Genomic DNA, 16,763 nt, shown 5'->3' on the forward strand with positions numbered 1-16,763 from the left:
AGCGATTCTCGGCCTGTTCCTGAAGGAGGACACGTAGCATGAGTAACGTCAAAAATATGAAACGAAATAATAATCATACTCTACAATCGCGAGACAATTCCGAAAATTTGATATATACGATTCGTTTTAATTAGTAACGAATTACCATGTCTGGAACAGTTACGGAAAAGATACTCGACGAGCATATCGTTGAGGGCGAGAAGGTTCCTGGGGCTGAGGTTGCGTTGAAGATCGATCAGACGCTTACCCAGGATGCAACCGGTACCATGACCTATTTACAGTTCGAGGCCATCGGCATACCGCGCGTGAAAACGGAACTGAGCGTGAGTTATGTTGATCACAACACGTTACAGACAGATTTCAAAAACCCTGATGACCACAGATATCTTCAATCTGTAGCCAAGCGATACGGGTTATATTTCTCCCGCCCGGGCAACGGCATCTGCCACCAGCTCCATCTGGAGCGGTTTGCCCTGCCTGGCAAGACCCTCATAGGTTCGGATAGTCATACACCCACTGCGGGCGGTATAGGTTCCTTTGCACTCGGTGCTGGCGGTCTCGACGTCGCGGTTGCCATGGCAGGTATGCCGTACCGAATAAAGTATCCCACGATACTGGGTGTAAAACTCACCGGAAAACTCCCTGATTGGGTCTCAGCCAAGGACGTCATATTAGAGGTTCTTCGCAGACTCGATGTAAAGGGCGGCGTGGGCAAGGTGCTCGAGTATTTTGGCCCGGGCGTCAAAACGCTGAGCGTCCCGGAGCGAGCGACAATAACGAATATGGGCACCGAAACAGGCGCAACGACGAGTATATTTCCAAGCGACGAAGTGACGAAAGCCTTCATGGAAGCCCAGCAACGCGGAGTTCTGATTCAACCGCAGCCGCGAATACTTGACCGCTTTTCTTACGTAACACAGGCCTTCACGGCTGCATTTAAACACGGCGTGTGGATCCCACTCGAGGCTGATGCCGATGCGGACTACGACGAAGTCATGGAGATTAATCTGAGCGAATTAGAGCCTCTGGCAGCTCTCCCGCATAGTCCCGGGAAGATCAAGCCGGTGCGTGAAATTGCGGGAATGGAGGTGCAGCAGGTGGCCATCGGCTCGTGCACCAACTCTTCGTTACGCGACATGAAGATCGCGGCAAATATACTAAAGGGGCAGACCGTTGCGGACAATTTGCATCTCACGATCAATCCCGGTTCGAGACAGGTGGTCGAACACCTCATAGAGAGCGGCGAGCTGCAGTACCTCGTCGCTGCGGGTGCCCGGCTACTGGAAAACGCCTGCGGGCCGTGCATAGGTATGGGCGCCGCGCCGTCATCTCATGCGGTCTCCATACGAACCTTCAATAGAAACTTTGAGGGCCGAAGCGGAACGAAGGACGCCGAGGTGTTTCTGGTAAGCCCGGAAGTCGCCGCAGCCACGGCAATCAAGGGCGTTCTCACCGATCCGCGTGATCTCGGTGAGTATCCAAAGATAGAGATGCCTCAACGATTCATCGTTAATGACAACATGTTCATACCACCGCTTCCACCGGGAGAGGCTGCTAAGATCAAGATTATTAGAGGGCCGAACATCAAGCCACTGCCCGATTTCCCGCCCTTGCCCGATACGTTGGACGGCAAAGTGCTCATCAAGGTGGGAGATAATATTTCTACGGATCATATCATGCCCGCGGGCGCAAAGATCCTCCCGCTGAGGAGTAACATCCCTGAGATCTCGAAGTATGTTTTTGAGGCAGTTGATCCCGAATTCCCAGCACGAGCCTTGGATAAACGAGGAGGATTCATATTAGGCGGCGAGAACTACGGCCAGGGCTCGAGCAGAGAGCATGCTGCACTTGCACCCAAGTACCTGGGCGTTAAGGCTGTCCTTGTCAAGTCATTCGCGCGCATATATCTGGCCAACTTGATAAACTTCGGCATCGTGCCGCTGACCTTTAAGGAGCCTGCGGACTACGAGTTCATAGATCAGGGTGATACGTTAGAGGTGGCCATAGGGGAGTTGCGTGACGATATTAGACTCCGAAATAAGACGAAAGGTTCTGAGATTGAACTTAGACACTCGCTTTCAACACTGGATGCCGAGATACTGAAGGCCGGGGGGAAACTGCCCTGGGTAAAGGCAAAAGTCTGAAAGGAGAGAAGAGGAGGGATGAAATATGGCACAACGTGGCATTAGGGAATATGACGCAAAGAGGATTCTGGCTAAACATATAGCGAAATTCTCGGACGGAACGTTTACGTACGAGAGCAAGGTCACCCTGGTTACACCGGATAAGAGCATAGACGCGGTGAGTGCAGAGAACCCGTGGGTGAAGACCGATAAACTGACGGTGAAGTCAGACCAGCTCTTCGGAAAGCGAGGCAAACACGGGCTCATACTCGTGGGCGTGACCTACGAGGAAGCGAAGGAATGGTTGGATGAGAAGATGAACAGCGTTGTGGAAGTGGGCAAATCCCGGGGGAAATTAACGCACTTTCTCATTCAGTCCTATATGGGGGTTGAAAACGAGTATTATCTGGCCTTTACGGGTCATCGTGACGGCGATTATATCCATTTCTCGACCGAGGGCGGCGTGGACATAGAAGCGAACTGGGACAAGGTCACAACCGTCAATGCCCCTATAGAGGCAAAGATAGAAGATGTTGACCTCACGTCGATTGTGAATGCGGTCAAAGCCGCGAACAGAAAGCCACTCGAAGACCTGATAGGAGCACTGTTCCGCTTTTATCGTGAGCTGCAGTTCGGATTCCTCGAGTTCAACCCGTTCTCCTTCAAGGATGGTGAGTTCTTACCGGTTGATACCGTGGCGCGTTTGGACGATACCGCGCAGTTCCTCTGCTCAGAGGTATGGGGCGATGTGGAGTTTCCGGTACCGTTTGGCCGCGAACTGCGCGAGGAAGAGCGGTATATAAAGAAACTGGACGAAAAGAGCGGGTCGTCATTGAAACTGACCATACTGAACCCCCAGGGAAGAGTGTGGACGATGGTGGCTGGCGGCGGTGCGAGCGTAATCTATGCGGATACCGTCGTCGATCTCGGATATGGTGAGGAGCTGGCGAACTACGGCGAGTACAGCGGCGACCCCAGCACCGGCGAGACCTATGAGTATGCGAAGACCTTACTTGATCTGATGACGAGGGAGAAGGCGGAAGGCGGCAAAGTCCTGATCGTCGGCGGTGGAATCGCGAATTTTACCGATGTGGCAAACACGTTTGATGGAATAATCATGGCACTCGAAGAGTATGCAGAAAAACTGAAGGAACACGGTATTAAGATCTATGTCCGTCGTGGCGGTCCGAACTACGAGGTGGGCCTGGCGCGGATTCGTGATGCAGGACGACGGTTAGGGCTGGAGATGGAGGTCCACGGCCCTGAGATGCACATGACGAAAGTGGTGAGTATTGCACTGACAAATCTAAAGGGGGGTAGGTGAAATGGCTAAACCGGATTATGTCCTCTTCGACAGGGATACAACAGCCATTATATTCGGTAACCAGCAAGCGGCAGTCCAGCGAATGCTCGATTTCGACTATCTTTCGAGAAGGGAGAAGCCATCAGTAGCTGCGGTGATAAACCCGAGTGGCGGCAGCAGAGAGCTGATGAAGGTATTCTTTGGCGGTACGGAGATCGTTATACCAGTATACAACACGCTCGAAGCCGCCGCGAAAGAGCATCCGGAGGTCGATGTGGTCGTCAACTTCGCCTCGTTCCGCTCAGCTTATGCCGTTTCTGTTGAGGCGCTCAACCTGCCGAATATCAAGACGCTCGTCATCATTGCTGAGGGTGTGCCAGAGCGGCAGACGCGGGAACTCATTGCATTGGCCGAGAAGCAGGGGAAATGGATCATTGGACCTGCAACAGTCGGCGGTTTCGTGCCCGGAGCGTTTAAAATCGGCAATTCCGGTGGGGCTTTATCCAACCTCATCATGTCGAAACTGTACCGTGCGGGCAGCGTGGGCTTCGTCTCGAAGTCGGGCGGTATGCTGAACGAAATGGCAAATATGATCTCGCTCAATTCCGATGGGGTGTATGAGGGCATCGCGATCGGCGGCGATAAATATCCGGGCTCGACACTCCTTGACCACCTGCTCCGCTACGAGCAGAATCCTGAGATAAAGATGATGGTTGTGCTCGGTGAGGTAGGCGGTAAGGACGAGTACGAGATAGTAGACGCGCTAAAGGCCGGTAAGATAACCAAGCCGTTGATCGCGTGGGTTACCGGCACCTCGGCAAAGGTCTTCCCGACCGAAGTGCAGTTTGGTCACGCAGGCGCGATGGCTCGCGGCGCGGCTGAGACTGCAGACGCCAAGAACGCGGCACTGAAAGAGGCGGGCGCGTATGTACCCACTTCGTACGACGATTTCGGCGAGCTTATCCGTACGGTCTATGGAGATCTCAAAGCGAAAGGGGTCATAGAAGAGAAGGTCGAGGTAGGGCCGCAAGAAATGCCCGTGGATTACAATCCAAAGTTCATGCGTCGGCCCACCAATATTATGAGCAGCATCTCGGACGACCGCGGTGAGGAGCTGCTTTATGCCGGCGTGCCGATCAGCAAAGTAATCCGGGAGGGATACAGCCTCGGCGACGTTATCTCGTTACTGTGGTTTAAGAAACGCCTGCCGAAGTACGTTACCGACTTCTTAGAGCTTGCGCTGAGGATAACCGCAGACCACGGGCCCTGCGTCAGTGCGGCGCATAATGCGATCGTAACCGCGAGCGCAGGCAAGGACCTCACAGCGGCAGTGGCATCGGGCGTGCTGACCATCGGGCCACGGTTTGGCGGTGCGATCGATGACGCTGCGCGTTACTTCAAGGACGCACTTGAACGGGGGTTAACGCCACGGCAGTTCGTAGACGATATGAAGGCCAGGAACATCAATATCCCGGGCATAGGCCACCGGATAAAGAGCGTGCAGAACCCGGACATGCGCGTAAAGCTGCTGGAAGAATGGGCGTTCACGAATCTACCAAAGCACGAGCTGCTCGATTACGCACTCGAAGTGGAGCAGATAACGACTGCGAAGCGAAACAATCTCATATTGAACGTCGACGGCTGCGTCGGTATCGTGTTTGTGGATATCCTGCGCTCGACCGGGATCTACAGCGAGGCGGAGATCGACGAGATTATCAACATAGGCACACTCAACGGCATCTTCGTCCTTGGCCGGACGATTGGTATGATCGGGCACTTCCTGGACCAGAAACGGCTCCATTCCCGATTGTACCGGCATCCGTGGGACGACGTGCTCTATATGCTGCCCGAAGAGGACGAGGTGCTGAAATATCGCGGTGCTGAAGAATAATTTATGGAAAAAGGAGCGAGAAGAAGGAAAAATGGCTGAAAAAATCCAGATGAAGACTCCGTTGGTAGAGATGGACGGAGACGAGATGACGAGGGTATTGTGGGGCATGGTGAAGGAGAAGCTGCTGCTTCCCTACATTGCCCTCAAGACCGAGTATTACGACCTTGCACTCGAGAAGCGTGACGAGACCGAGGATCAGATAACCATCGATGCTGCAGAAGCGATCAAGAAGTACTACGTGGGTGTGAAGTGCGCGACGATCACGCCCAATGCGGCACGGGTCAAGGAATACAACCTTAAAGAGGAATGGAAGAGCCCGAACGGCACCATTCGCGCGATATTAGACGGCACGGTCTTCAGGGCGCCGATCATGGTGAAGAACATCAAACCCGCGGTGCGCAACTGGACGAAACCGATCCACATCGGCAGGCATGCGTACGGCGACGTGTACAAGAACGTGGAGTACCGGGTTGAGGGGCCCGGTAAGGCTGAACTGGTCTTCACGAATGAGACCGGCCTGGAAGTGCGGCACATCATCCAGAAGTTCAAAGGGCCTGGTATCGTGCAGGGCATCCACAACCTTGACGACTCGATAACGAGCTTTGCGGAGGCCTGCTTCGCCTACGCCTTGGACCAGAAGGTAGATCTCTGGTTCGGCACCAAAGACACCATCTCAAAGACCTACGACTATAACTTCAAGCGCATATTTGAAGAGATCTACGAGGCAAAGTATAAAGCGGAGTTCGAGGCGGCCGGGATTGAGTATTTCTACACGCTCATCGACGATATCGTGGCGCGGATCATCAGATCGGAGGGCGGTATGCTCTGGGCGTTGAAGAACTACGACGGCGACGTGATGTCGGACATGCTCGCTTCGTCGTATGGCAGTCTTGCCATGATGACGTCCGTGTTGGTCTCGCCGCATGGGTATTTCGAGTACGAGGCGGCGCACGGCACCGTCCAGAAGCATTATTATAAACACCTCAAGGGCGAGAAGACCTCGACCAACTCCGTCGCGATCATCTTCGCGTGGACGGGCGCGTTACGGAAGCGTGGCGAGCTGGACGAGATACCGGAACTCGGCGAGTTCGCGGATAAGTTAGAGGCTGCAACGGTAAAGACGATCGAGGACGGAATAATGACCGGTGACCTCGCGCGACTAGCGGAGCCAGCGGCCAAAAAAGTAGTGTACACCGAGGAGTTTATTGATGAGGTGGCAAGGTGGCTTGAGGGAGCGTAGCTTGACGGTCTGAAAAACAGTCCCGCACGCGATGAGCGGGGGAATAGTTTAAGTTCAAGTTTAAGGATGGAGATCTCCGCAAAGGGTCGGATCTGGCAAGCATAGACGGATTCGTGGGATATCATACATTAACCATATCGCTTAGTGGGTTCCATCTACCCGGTATGTTTATATATCGCCGTACTCAATCTTATTTTGGGCAATAGGAAATGATAGTGCTTACTGGACAGAGATCTACACGCATATGAGTGCCAAAAATATAGGAAAGATCAAAGGTCCATTAGATCGCTTGTTTAAGAACAAGGGAGGAGAAGGTGGAAGAGGATGAGAGGAAGAAAATGTGGGGAGATTGCTGGTTCAGCCAGAGGGATGTATATCCGCAGTACTGCAGATATACCGGAGTTGGGCGAAACACGCCAAGTAAGGAGGTAATTAAATGTCTAACAAAGAAAAACAACTATGCTTTGTGATAGGTCCAATCGGTGAAGAAGGAACTGATACTCGACATCGTTCAGACCAGGTGCTGAAACATATTATTACGCCAGCCGCAGAAGAATGTGGTTATAAAACTATTCGTGCGGATAGTATATCAGAGCCTGGTATGATTACATCTCAAGTAATCCAACACTTACTAGATGATGCATTGGTTATTGCGGACCTCACTGGACGCAATCCCAATGTCTTTTATGAACTTGCCGTTCGCCACGCTATAAGGAAGCCCATAGTTCAAATAATACAAATAGGTGAACCTATTCCTTTCGACGTTGCTCAGAGCAGGACTATACAAGTCGATCACCATGATTTAGATAGTGTGGCTCGTTGTCGAGACGATTTGATAAAACAGATTCGTTCTGTTGAAAAAGACCCCGGCAAAGTTGATACCCCGATATCTATGGCTATTGACATGAAGACATTACGTCAAAGTGAAAATCCATTGGAAAAAAGCAGTGCAGACATCATCATGATGCTTCAGGATATCCGGACTAGGATTGAGGAATTAGGTGAAACTAGACGTACAAGAATAGACCCTAGGATGATAGAGGAGTTTCTAATGTATTATGATAAACTATCATCTGTACTTGAGTTACCAGAAGATAAGAAACCAACTCGTATGCAATTCGAAGAAGCTCAAATGCTTTTAAGACGCATAGAACGAACTATGCATATGTTTTTGATGGAATCGGGAATGCCACCTAGAATGATTGAAGATTTCATGAATAAATTAATGATGAGACGGAAGCTCGAATAAATTTGGCGTGCATCGCCTAACACAGCATATACACTTCGGGACATTGCTCCCTTCGGTCGCAACGTCGTATATGCTGGTACCGTTATAGGAGCTTCCAAGTGATTCGTTAATCGCAGAACCCGCAAGCATTATGGAATTGATAGGATGGCCTCTTTTGACCCGACCCTGACTTTAAACGAAACGAATCTTTAGAAATTTTCGAATGACACGCACGAACCGTTAGGCTAGAAGAAATCCATGTCTTCCAACTGCTCTCTCGGTTCCTTCATACCGATGACCACCACGGTATCGCCTTCCGGCCCGACACTCGATTTTACCGGTTCGCTTCAAACGTTCGCACTCATAGAAATCCCAACGTACCGGTGGTTACCAAATCGATGAGATAAAGCGCCGTAATGAGCAGCGGCTGATGTATCAGATAAATGAGCAGCGAATGCCTGCCCAGGAAGCGGAGTAATCGAATACCCTCCACTTGAGAGCGATCGTGAAGTTTAAAGCCCCGTGTATAGTTCGTATAGAGCGAATTACCGAGAAACACGCCGATCAGCACGACGCCGAGCCAGGGCAAGATCGGGAAGTAATCAACGGAATGAAACTTGTCTGGCGTAACGCCTAACCACAGCAGCCACGGCAGCGTAACCGTAATGCTCTTCACGTACATGCCCAGCGCGACGAGACCGAGACCGAGCACGAGATTCCCGTACCGGAGCTTCACAACGGGATACGCCACTATAATCGAAATCCCTATACAATGCAGGATCCCCCAGACCACAAACCCGTCCCTCAGAAAGATCCGGGTCATAGCAGTGATAACCAGACCCCACGCGAAAATCTTTGAGCCGCGTGTGAGATATTTCCGGTACAGCTTCTGCTGCTCGGGCTTCTTCACGTGCTGCAGTGCGCGTGAGTAGCTCAGCGTGAGCGAGATGCCCACCAGCAGCAGGAAGATGGTTGCGGTCGCACGTGCAAAGTAGAACCAAAAGCCTGCCTTGACATCAAAAGTGGCGATCCCGAAATAATCGAGATCAAACAGTACATGGAACGCGATCATCATGAGTATCGCGATGCCACGCAGCGCATCAAGTTCCCAGAGCCGCTCGTCCATAGTCCGTGTCATTTTACGTGCAGTACAGCGTGATTACGTTTATTTAAGATTAAGACAAGGGGGGATAGATAGTATATGTATGTAGCACTGAGGTGGCGCATAAGGTAATCACAATTTGTCGGGAACGATTCCACCATTTTCCGCGGTCTCACGCATAATCTTTGACGAGCCTTTTACCCGCATAATGTCCAGATTGAACTGCCGCGCGAATCGTTTTACCGTCAGGGCGTACTCTCTGTCCATCAAATCCGCGGTGGTATACCAGATCTTCACGACCCGGAAATAATGGTCTTTCATAAGCTGCAGGATACGCTGTGTATCGCCGACCGTATCATGTCGGTTCGACGACCGCCCGGTCGTGGCACTGCCGGACGATTCTAAAATTACCTGTGGCTCTCCTGCGAGTGCCGCGCCCACAGGGGTCATGAAGAACGTCCCTGCTTCTTCATGCCGTAACGACTGTACCCTCTGTTTACCAAGTGCGATCTCGATACAGTTGTTCAGTATCTCCCCGGTGCTGTCACGCGGAATGAGCACCGGCACCGGAGTCTCGCTAATGACTCGTTCCATTGCTCCCGGTGAGCAGCCACACAAGCCGTAGCCCAGCACAATGACCTCTGCCACCGAACTCATGTGCCGTATACCGTCTTCAATCACCTTCAGGAGTTCTTCTGGGTACGTGTGCAATCGCAATTCCAGTACGGTAACAATCACCGAATCCGTGAGCGCACGCTCGCGAATCTCCCGCGCGATCTTCTCCCGCGCGTTCACTTTTACTACGAGCCCGTCGTCCGCCGCGAACGCACGTGAAAAGCGGTCGATCACCTGGGTATACGGAACGACGGTCACAGAATTTACTTTTTCAGGCAGCACGAAGAAGACGTCGTGCACACCGGTCTCTCGAACCAGATCCAGTATCTCTTTCCGTAAAATCTCGCAGGTGATAATGCCGATATGCATAATAGCATCTTCGTTATTACGCTCATAAATAGATAAAAAGAACCAAAACGGAGGAATCAAGCGCGAACAAACAAAACAAGTTACGTTACTTCCTCCACCAGTTCCACGCCGTATTCGGCCTGCAGGAACGCGAATACGTCCTCGCGGTTTATTCGCTGCTTCATCGGCAGCTTCTTCTTCTGGATCTTTCGCTCTTTTATCCGGTACCCCGGCCGCTTCAGCGAGACACAGATGTCCATGCCGTAGATACCGACGTTCGGGTCGTACCGTATGCCGAAGTCCGTATGCTCAGCAACGCCGAAAGAGAAATTACCGAACGTGTCAAACTGACTCTTAAAAAGCCGATTCTCTATATTGAAACACCGTTTAAGGAAATCCTGCGCTCGATCACCGCGTAACGTGACCTTACACGCAATCGCTTCGTTCTTCTTTATACTGAACGGCTGTAGGGTTTTCTTCGCCGTTCGCTTTATCGATTTCTGACCCACGAGTTCGTCTAACAGCTTCTCTGCCTTCGCTAGCTTCTCGCCGCTCTCGCCTACGCTCATGTTCACCACGACCTTATCCAACTCTATCCTCCGCATCGGATTTTCTGTCATTTCCTCTCTCCTATCTTCTCCTTGTATGTCCGTTTATTTACTTCGTCACGCATGCTTACTTACAATGCACTCAATCCCGGCACTTCGATCTTCTTATCGCCAATGACGAACACGGTATCTTCACGGCTCTCGAAGGTCTCTTCGTTCTCGCTGGACTTTATCCGCACGACATTCGGCTGCGGACTGTGCACCTTCCTTATCTCCTCGATTACGCCCGTCTGCGCAGAATGCTTACCACCGATCACGACCACGTTACTCCCTTCCTGGTACGCAAAGTGCTTCAAGATCTTATTATCAGGAATGGAGACCAACAACGAGTCGTGTGTCTTTATTTCCGCACCTGCCTCTCCGGGCAGAACGTTCCGGCCATCGTGCAAGTTCAGTTGTATCGCGCCATCCTTTATCATTCTCTTTCCGTTCACTCTGCAGAGTTTCTTCGATGCCGACCTCGTATTCAGCTTCACCAACGATAGCTTATCCTTCTTGTCTAAGAGCACCAGATAGTGCGCCTTTAGCAGAGGAATGGAAAGGATATCAAAGACGCCCACGGGGAACTTACGATCTTTCCTCACTTTGCCATTGACCATCACGTTGCCCTCGTTCAATATCCGTTTCGCTTCTCTGCTATTGTCCGCTAACTGCAGCATGTCACGCACGATCAGTAGCAAAGGCATGCTCCGCTCCCGTGGATGCGGTCCCTGTCTTGGCCGCACCGCCCAGCGTGACGTCTTCCGCTCTATCTTCCAGCTACGAGGTGCAGCTATTCGCTTTTGATGCTTTCCCATTTTTTATCCTGTTCTCCTATCACCATAAGTATTTATTCGTTTACGCATAAGCATGTTTCACCAGATCTTCCGCCTTCTCTTCAAACTCCGCCTGCGCTCTCGGACTTGAAGTCGGCTTCACGATCTTTATCGCAGCTTCAAAATGCTGCTTCTTTATCACGATGTTCTTCATCGCTTCCCCTATGTGCTCTTCCGTTATGCCGGACGCGAGGAACTCACGCAACGCAGCCATCACCGCTTCCTTAACAATAGCCGCTATATCTGCGCCGACGTACGTATCGGTCATTTTCGCTAGCGCTTCGACCGTTATGTCATCTTCCAGCGGCTTGCCACGTAAATGCACCGTGAAAATCTCCCGCCTCGCCGCTTCATCCGGTACCTGGATGTAAATCAACCGATCAAGCCTGCCGGGTCTGAGCAATGCAGGATCTACCATGTCTGGCCGATTGGTCGCTGCTAAGACGATCACGTCCTTCAGCTCCTCCAGGCCGTCCATCTCCATCAATATCTGAGAAACGACGCGCTCGGTCACATGCGAGTCATAACTGCCTCCGCGCACCGGCGCGATCGAATCGATCTCGTCCAGAAAGATCATACAGGGCGCAGCTTGCTTTGCCTTTCTGAACACCTCGCGAACCGCGCGCTCGGATTCTCCCACCCATTTCGACAGAAGTTCCGGCCCTTTTATCGAGATGAAATTCGCCTCACTCTCGTTTGCCACTGCCTTTGCCAGCATCGTCTTCCCGGTGCCCGGCGCTCCAAAGAGAATGATACCTTTTGGCGGTTTTGTATTTAACTGCGAGAAAATCTCCGAGTACTTCAGTGGCCACTCCACGACCTCCTTTAATTCCTGCTTCACGCGTTCCAAACCGCCAATGTCCTCCCACTTCACGTTCGGCACTTCCACAAAAACCTCCCGCAACGCGGAAGGCTCCGAGTTCTTCAACGCCTCACTGAAATCCTCTTTTGAAACGGTTAGTCGTTCCATCACTTCTGGTGGGATGTCCTTCTCTATATCGATTTCCGGCAGTATTTTCCGTAACGCGTGCATCGCAGCCTCTTTACAGAGCGTCGCGAGATCTGCACCGACGAAGCCGTGCGTGAGGTTCGCAACCTCCTTCAAATTAACATCCTCGGCCAGTGGCATTCCGCGCGTATGCACCTGCAGAATCTCGTCACGACCGTTCCGGTCAGGAATGCCGATCTCTATCTCGCGATCGAACCGTCCACCTCTTCGTAACGCCTCATCCAGTGCGTTCAATCGATTCGTCGCACCGATGACCACGACCTGTCCGCGCGATTCCAGACCGTCCATCAAGGAGAGCAGTTGCGCAACCACTCGCCGTTCCACTTCGCCGGTGGTCTCGCCTCGCTTCGGCGCTATTGAGTCCAGTTCATCAATAAAAATGATAGACGGCGCGTTCTTTTCCGCGTCCTCGAATATCTCACGCAGATGCCGTTCACTCTCACCATAGAATTTGCTCATGATCTCGGGCCCTGAAATCGAATGGAAATTGGCGTCGGTCTCGCTCGCGACGGCTTTCGCTATCATCGTCTTCCCAGTGCCCGGCGGGCCGTGCAGGAGAACGCCCTTTGGTGGATCGATTCCCAGCCGCTCGAACAGTTCAGGATGCCGAAGCGGGAGCTCGATCATCTCCCGAATCATTCCTATCTCTCGTTTCAGGCCGCCGATGTCCTCATAGCTCACACGCGGCACGCCGATCTTCTCCTCACGCGCCTTACGCAGCACGATCTCCGTATCGATATTCGGAATTACCGTGCCCAGAGGAACGGTGTTCGTAACAACAAAAGTAACCGGATTGCCCAACAATTCAATCCGTATGATCTGCCCCTTGGTAATGGGCACGCCTTTCAATCTGCTCAATAAGTAACGCTCGCCACCTGCGATTCGGATCGGCTGTGTGGGCGCAAGGGTGATTCTTTTCGCCTCTTTCGCCTTCGTCTGTTTTACCCTGACCTTATCATCGATGGCGACGCCCGCATTGTTCCGGATGTTACCATCAATACGTATAATTGACTTACCACTATCAGGTGAATAAGCGGGATGCACGATAGCAGTGGCAACACTCCTGCCCTCTATCTCAATGACATCTCCGGGAATCAGTCCGAGTGCGCGCATCGTCTCCGTATCTAGTCGTGCGATCCATCGCCCGGCATCACGGTGATACGCCTCGGCTACCCGCAAGATCAGTGATTTCTCTTCCTCGTTTCCCATTTCTTCACCCACTCATTTTATTAATCTTAACAGTATAAATAAAATCTAAAACAAAGCAGGCGTTTTAGATATATTCTTTATAAAAAGTAGAAAAGATGGTGCGCGTAAAATGGAAGAAAAATTGTTGATGATTCCGGGACCAGTACCAGTGCTACCTCGCATTCGTGAAGCAATGGCAAAGCCGATGATATCCCACCGCGGCGAGGAATTCGAAGAGCTCCACGGCGAGATCGTGGAGAACCTCAAGAAGGTATTTCAGACGAGGAACGACCTCTTCGTGCTCAGCGGCTCAGGCACGTGTGCAATGGAAGCGGCTATAGGGAACCTGCTCAGACAGACAAACGGCGCAGGCGAGCCGGATATGGGCTGCGTAACGATCGCGAACGGCAAATTCGGCGAACGGTTCACGGAGATAGCAGAGCGATACGGCGCAGGAGCCGAGGCGGTTACTCCTCTCCTCTTCGAATGGGGTCAGTCGATAGATTTAGAGCGGGTAAAGGAAGCGCTGGATAACTGTCCCAATCCTAAGGTCGTGACCATGGTGCATAATGAAACCTCCGTCGGTATGCTCAATCCTGCACGTGAGGTGGGCAAACTTGCAAAGCAGCACGATGCCATTTTCGTGCTCGACTGCATCACGTCAATCGGCGGTGATGACGTGCCCGTGGACGAATTTGGCGCGGATGTCGCGATCGTGGGCTCGCAGAAATGTTTGGGTGCACCGCCGGGATTGGCCGCACTATCGATTAGCGCAAAGGCGTGGGAGCTGATGGAGGAGAATCCCCGCCGACCGTATTATCAGGACCTCGTTACGTATAAAAAGAGTTTCAAGAAGAATCAGACGCCGTATACACCGGCTGTGCCGCTCTTCTTCGCACTCCATGAAGCGTTAGAGATAATAAAGGAAGAGGGGCTGGCGCGCCGGATCGAACGGCATAGGACGCTCTCAAAGGCGGTTCGAGCGGCAGTTACAAGCCTGGGGCTGAACTTGTTCCCGACGCTCAACGAGGTGAGCACTTACTCGAATACCGTTACGGCCACACGCATGCCCATCGAGGCTGGCATCACCGATGATCAATTGAGAGGCGGTATGCGGAAGAAAGGCGTGGTCGTTGCCGGCGGGCAAGCAGAGCTTAAGGGCAAGATCTTCAGAATCGCCTCGATGGGGAACATAACGAGCGTGGAAATTCTGAAGACGCTCGAGACACTGGAGCAGGTACTGAAGGAGAACGGGTTTATAACCGAGGTCGGAACGGGCGTGGAAGCGGCAAAGGACGTATTCGCCTGAACGCCGTGACTCAAATTTGAACGGTGCGGCAGCGTGTGAATAAGGACTCTTTCTTTCGTACCTGTCCTTGAAATAAGAGGCAAAAAGATGTTTTTTCGAGCAGCAGAAGCACGATCAGACATAAAAGTCGTATCGTTTGACGTTGACGGTACGTTAGTGAGCCCTGGATTTGTCGATTGCGTCTGGCTCGAGGGCATACCACTGTTGTACGCGGAGAAGGAGAATTTGAACTTCGAGCAGGCGTTCGAATACGTAAAGAGCGAGTACGACAAGATCGGAGAGCACCGGATAGAGTGGTACAACATCGAGTACTGGCTGCGGAGGTTCGGCCTGGTCATCTCGTACGAGACGCTCTTCAAGAAATACGAAGCCGAGCTGCAGATCTACGAAGAGGTAGAACGCGTTCTGGCCGTGCTGAAAGAGGACGGCTACGAACTGATCTTAAGCTCAAATGCGGCAACAGAGTTCATCGAATTCCAGATTAAGCCGATCAAGAAGTTCTTCTCCCGTGTCTTCTCGGCAACGTCCGATTTCGGTCAGGTGAAGAAGACCAACGGGTTCTTTGCGCGCGTGTGCGAGATTCTGGACGTGAAACCGCAAGCGGTGGTTCATATCGGCGATCACTGGGTCTTCGATTTCATCAATCCGCGCAAGATCGGCATAACGGCGTATTATCTCGATAGAGCACGGGAAACGAATGAAGGAAAAAACAACGAAGACGCAAAAAAAGAAGATGATAAGTTTATCATAAGCGATTTGACTGTGCTGCTCGATGATCCTGATTGTTAGCTGACGGCACTACTTAAAGTGTAGACATATTACAGATTGTCTATTTCCACCCCGTTTTTAACTTCCTCTCGTCATGTTGAGTTTTATTTATAGTCGGGCACCTAAGTTTTAATACTAATCACAAATACTACTGCCCCGATTATCCTTCAAATAGCGAACAGCCCGTAACTTGTAGAAATGGTAGTCCTAAAAGTTTGGTTCTTAACTATAGTTGTCTAATAATCTCTTCTAATTTAGCATCTCCGTTTTTTAAGTCATTTTCGCGTTTGATTTCTTTTAAGTCCTCTATAACTCGGTCTATAAATTCGCCATATGCTTCACTACAAAAATCAATTTCGAACTCAGTCAGCGGTGTATCTGGTTTATACTTATACGCCATCAAAGCGTCGTCCTCATCTTCTCGCGTTTCTATGTCCGGTAAGACCGTTATTGGAGAACACAGGTAACAAATATATCCCGCGTGTCCCTCAAATTGCCAGTTTCGCTCCTTCGCTATTTCTTCTATTGTAACAAACTTGCCAAACTTATTATGTATAAGGTCCAATACCTCGTCTAAGAACTCGCACACGTTTCCTCCATCCGTCGCCCATACTATTAAGTCGTTCAAATTTTCAACTGCAGACATATTACATTCGATCACCTCGTTTTTCCCTCACTTTCTCGTTAAGCTCATGTAATAACTCCCCTTTTATGGTTTTCCAGTGTAATGGACCTTGACGTTCATGCTCCGGTCCGCCGTGTTCTTTGATTATAGTCAAAAACAGAATCACCCCCTCAATCATTTTCCCCGACTCAGCCAGCAAATATTGCCAAATTTCATCTAATATCGGAAGTTTCTTTATAAGTTCATCAATATTTTCAATATTTTCATTAGAGATTGTGTTCAATCTTCTAATAGTTTCTGCTAGTTTGTCACTTACAATATTTGCTTTCCAGAGTACTCGATCCTCTGTTTTGGTATCTTTTTCAAAAGCTCTGAAGAGTATCCAACTAGCTCCATTTGTCAAAACTCCATAGTCCATTCCTTCTCCAAAACAATATCTCGCTAATTGACCAATAACTTCTTTTCGCCCTATATCAACGGATAAATTCTGGTAATGTCCCATAGACCATGGCCTTTATAAGTACCCGATCTAATAACTTATTCCATGGCTGGAGCAACTTCAAATGACCAGATATGTTTGAATCGGGATTG

General features: G+C 51.0%; 15 protein-coding genes. 8 read left to right on the forward strand and 7 right to left on the reverse strand.

The genetic code is table 11. The annotated features are described in order from the left end of the window. Positions 1–146: 146 nt before the first annotated feature. From JW878_09265 to JW878_09290, 6 genes are all read left to right on the forward strand, one after another. The gene (locus tag JW878_09265; GenBank protein MBN1763243.1) at positions 147–2,144 is read left to right on the forward strand and encodes an aconitate hydratase; all 1,998 of its coding nucleotides are present in this window, start codon (positions 147–149) and stop codon (positions 2,142–2,144) included. A 25-nt stretch (positions 2,145–2,169) separates the two neighbouring features. Beyond that, a complete protein-coding gene (locus JW878_09270; protein MBN1763244.1) occupies positions 2,170–3,447 on the forward strand; it encodes an ATPase in 1,278 nt (425 codons plus the stop codon). Position 3,448: 1 nt separating this feature from the next. Then, complete coding sequence (locus JW878_09275) at positions 3,449–5,317, forward strand: ATP citrate synthase (protein MBN1763245.1); 1,869 nt, start codon at positions 3,449–3,451, stop codon at positions 5,315–5,317. Between the two features lie 31 nt (positions 5,318–5,348). Continuing rightward, positions 5,349–6,557 (forward strand): NADP-dependent isocitrate dehydrogenase, encoded by a 1,209-nt coding sequence (locus tag JW878_09280; protein MBN1763246.1) that lies wholly within the window; start codon positions 5,349–5,351, stop codon positions 6,555–6,557. Positions 6,558–6,871: 314 nt separating this feature from the next. Beyond that, complete coding sequence (locus JW878_09285; GenBank protein MBN1763247.1) at positions 6,872–7,027, forward strand: hypothetical protein; 156 nt, start codon at positions 6,872–6,874, stop codon at positions 7,025–7,027. Further along, positions 6,994–7,806 (forward strand): hypothetical protein, encoded by an 813-nt coding sequence (locus JW878_09290; GenBank protein ID MBN1763248.1) that lies wholly within the window; start codon positions 6,994–6,996, stop codon positions 7,804–7,806. The genes JW878_09285 and JW878_09290 overlap by 34 nt, the downstream gene beginning before the upstream one ends. A 340-nt stretch (positions 7,807–8,146) precedes the next feature. Here JW878_09290 and JW878_09295 read toward each other — a convergent pair whose 3' ends face one another. The 5 genes from JW878_09295 to JW878_09315 form a co-directional block, all read right to left on the reverse strand. Beyond that, positions 8,147–8,923: a DUF1624 domain-containing protein gene (locus JW878_09295; protein ID MBN1763249.1), complete on the reverse strand. Its 777-nt coding sequence runs from the start codon at positions 8,921–8,923 to the stop codon at positions 8,147–8,149. Between the two features lie 96 nt (positions 8,924–9,019). Further along, complete coding sequence (locus JW878_09300) at positions 9,020–9,871, reverse strand: DUF1638 domain-containing protein (GenBank protein MBN1763250.1); 852 nt, start codon at positions 9,869–9,871, stop codon at positions 9,020–9,022. A gap of 80 nt (positions 9,872–9,951) precedes the next feature. Continuing rightward, positions 9,952–10,470: a 50S ribosomal protein L5 gene (locus JW878_09305; GenBank protein ID MBN1763251.1), complete on the reverse strand. Its 519-nt coding sequence runs from the start codon at positions 10,468–10,470 to the stop codon at positions 9,952–9,954. A gap of 59 nt (positions 10,471–10,529) precedes the next feature. Beyond that, a complete protein-coding gene (locus JW878_09310; protein MBN1763252.1) occupies positions 10,530–11,255 on the reverse strand; it encodes a 30S ribosomal protein S4e in 726 nt (241 codons plus the stop codon). Between the two features lie 40 nt (positions 11,256–11,295). After that, positions 11,296–13,491, reverse strand: coding sequence for a CDC48 family AAA ATPase (locus tag JW878_09315; GenBank protein ID MBN1763253.1), 2,196 nt, complete (start codon positions 13,489–13,491; stop codon positions 11,296–11,298). A gap of 127 nt (positions 13,492–13,618) precedes the next feature. Between JW878_09315 and JW878_09320 the strand changes: the two genes are divergently transcribed. Continuing rightward, positions 13,619–14,779, forward strand: a complete 1,161-nt coding sequence (locus JW878_09320) for an alanine--glyoxylate aminotransferase family protein (protein ID MBN1763254.1) — start codon at positions 13,619–13,621, stop codon at positions 14,777–14,779. Positions 14,780–14,866: 87 nt separating this feature from the next. Continuing rightward, positions 14,867–15,568, forward strand: coding sequence for an HAD family hydrolase (locus JW878_09325; protein ID MBN1763255.1), 702 nt, complete (start codon positions 14,867–14,869; stop codon positions 15,566–15,568). 205 nt (positions 15,569–15,773) lie between these two features. On the opposite strand, the gene JW878_09330 is transcribed toward JW878_09325, so the two are convergent. Both JW878_09330 and JW878_09335 read right to left on the reverse strand, forming a co-directional pair. Next, a complete protein-coding gene (locus JW878_09330) occupies positions 15,774–16,193 on the reverse strand; it encodes a hypothetical protein (GenBank protein ID MBN1763256.1) in 420 nt (139 codons plus the stop codon). A 1-nt stretch (position 16,194) separates the two neighbouring features. Further along, positions 16,195–16,674, reverse strand: coding sequence for a hypothetical protein (locus tag JW878_09335; protein MBN1763257.1), 480 nt, complete (start codon positions 16,672–16,674; stop codon positions 16,195–16,197). Positions 16,675–16,763: the final 89 nt, after the last annotated feature.

It is taken from the genome of Methanomicrobia archaeon (assembly GCA_016930255.1).
Taxonomy (GTDB): domain Archaea; phylum Halobacteriota; class Syntropharchaeia; order Alkanophagales; family Methanospirareceae; genus JACGMN01.

Bases quoted from the DNA above. Each gene is read 5' to 3' on its own strand.
- JW878_09320 (MBN1763254.1), top strand. From the start codon at position 13,619: ATGATTCCGGGACCAGTACCAGTGCTACCTCGCATTCGTGAAGCAATG.
- JW878_09310 (MBN1763252.1), bottom strand. From the start codon at position 11,255: ATGGGAAAGCATCAAAAGCGAATAGCTGCACCTCGTAGCTGGAAGATA.
- JW878_09315 (MBN1763253.1), bottom strand. From the start codon at position 13,491: ATGGGAAACGAGGAAGAGAAATCACTGATCTTGCGGGTAGCCGAGGCG.
- JW878_09270 (MBN1763244.1), top strand. From the start codon at position 2,170: ATGGCACAACGTGGCATTAGGGAATATGACGCAAAGAGGATTCTGGCT.
- JW878_09265 (MBN1763243.1), top strand. From the start codon at position 147: ATGTCTGGAACAGTTACGGAAAAGATACTCGACGAGCATATCGTTGAG.
- JW878_09290 (MBN1763248.1), top strand. From the start codon at position 6,994: ATGTCTAACAAAGAAAAACAACTATGCTTTGTGATAGGTCCAATCGGT.
- JW878_09300 (MBN1763250.1), bottom strand. From the start codon at position 9,871: ATGCATATCGGCATTATCACCTGCGAGATTTTACGGAAAGAGATACTG.
- JW878_09275 (MBN1763245.1), top strand. From the start codon at position 3,449: ATGGCTAAACCGGATTATGTCCTCTTCGACAGGGATACAACAGCCATT.
- JW878_09335 (MBN1763257.1), bottom strand. From the start codon at position 16,674: ATGGGACATTACCAGAATTTATCCGTTGATATAGGGCGAAAAGAAGTT.
- JW878_09280 (MBN1763246.1), top strand. From the start codon at position 5,349: ATGGCTGAAAAAATCCAGATGAAGACTCCGTTGGTAGAGATGGACGGA.
- JW878_09295 (MBN1763249.1), bottom strand. From the start codon at position 8,923: ATGACACGGACTATGGACGAGCGGCTCTGGGAACTTGATGCGCTGCGT.
- JW878_09330 (MBN1763256.1), bottom strand. From the start codon at position 16,193: ATGTCTGCAGTTGAAAATTTGAACGACTTAATAGTATGGGCGACGGAT.
- JW878_09325 (MBN1763255.1), top strand. From the start codon at position 14,867: ATGTTTTTTCGAGCAGCAGAAGCACGATCAGACATAAAAGTCGTATCG.
- JW878_09305 (MBN1763251.1), bottom strand. From the start codon at position 10,470: ATGACAGAAAATCCGATGCGGAGGATAGAGTTGGATAAGGTCGTGGTG.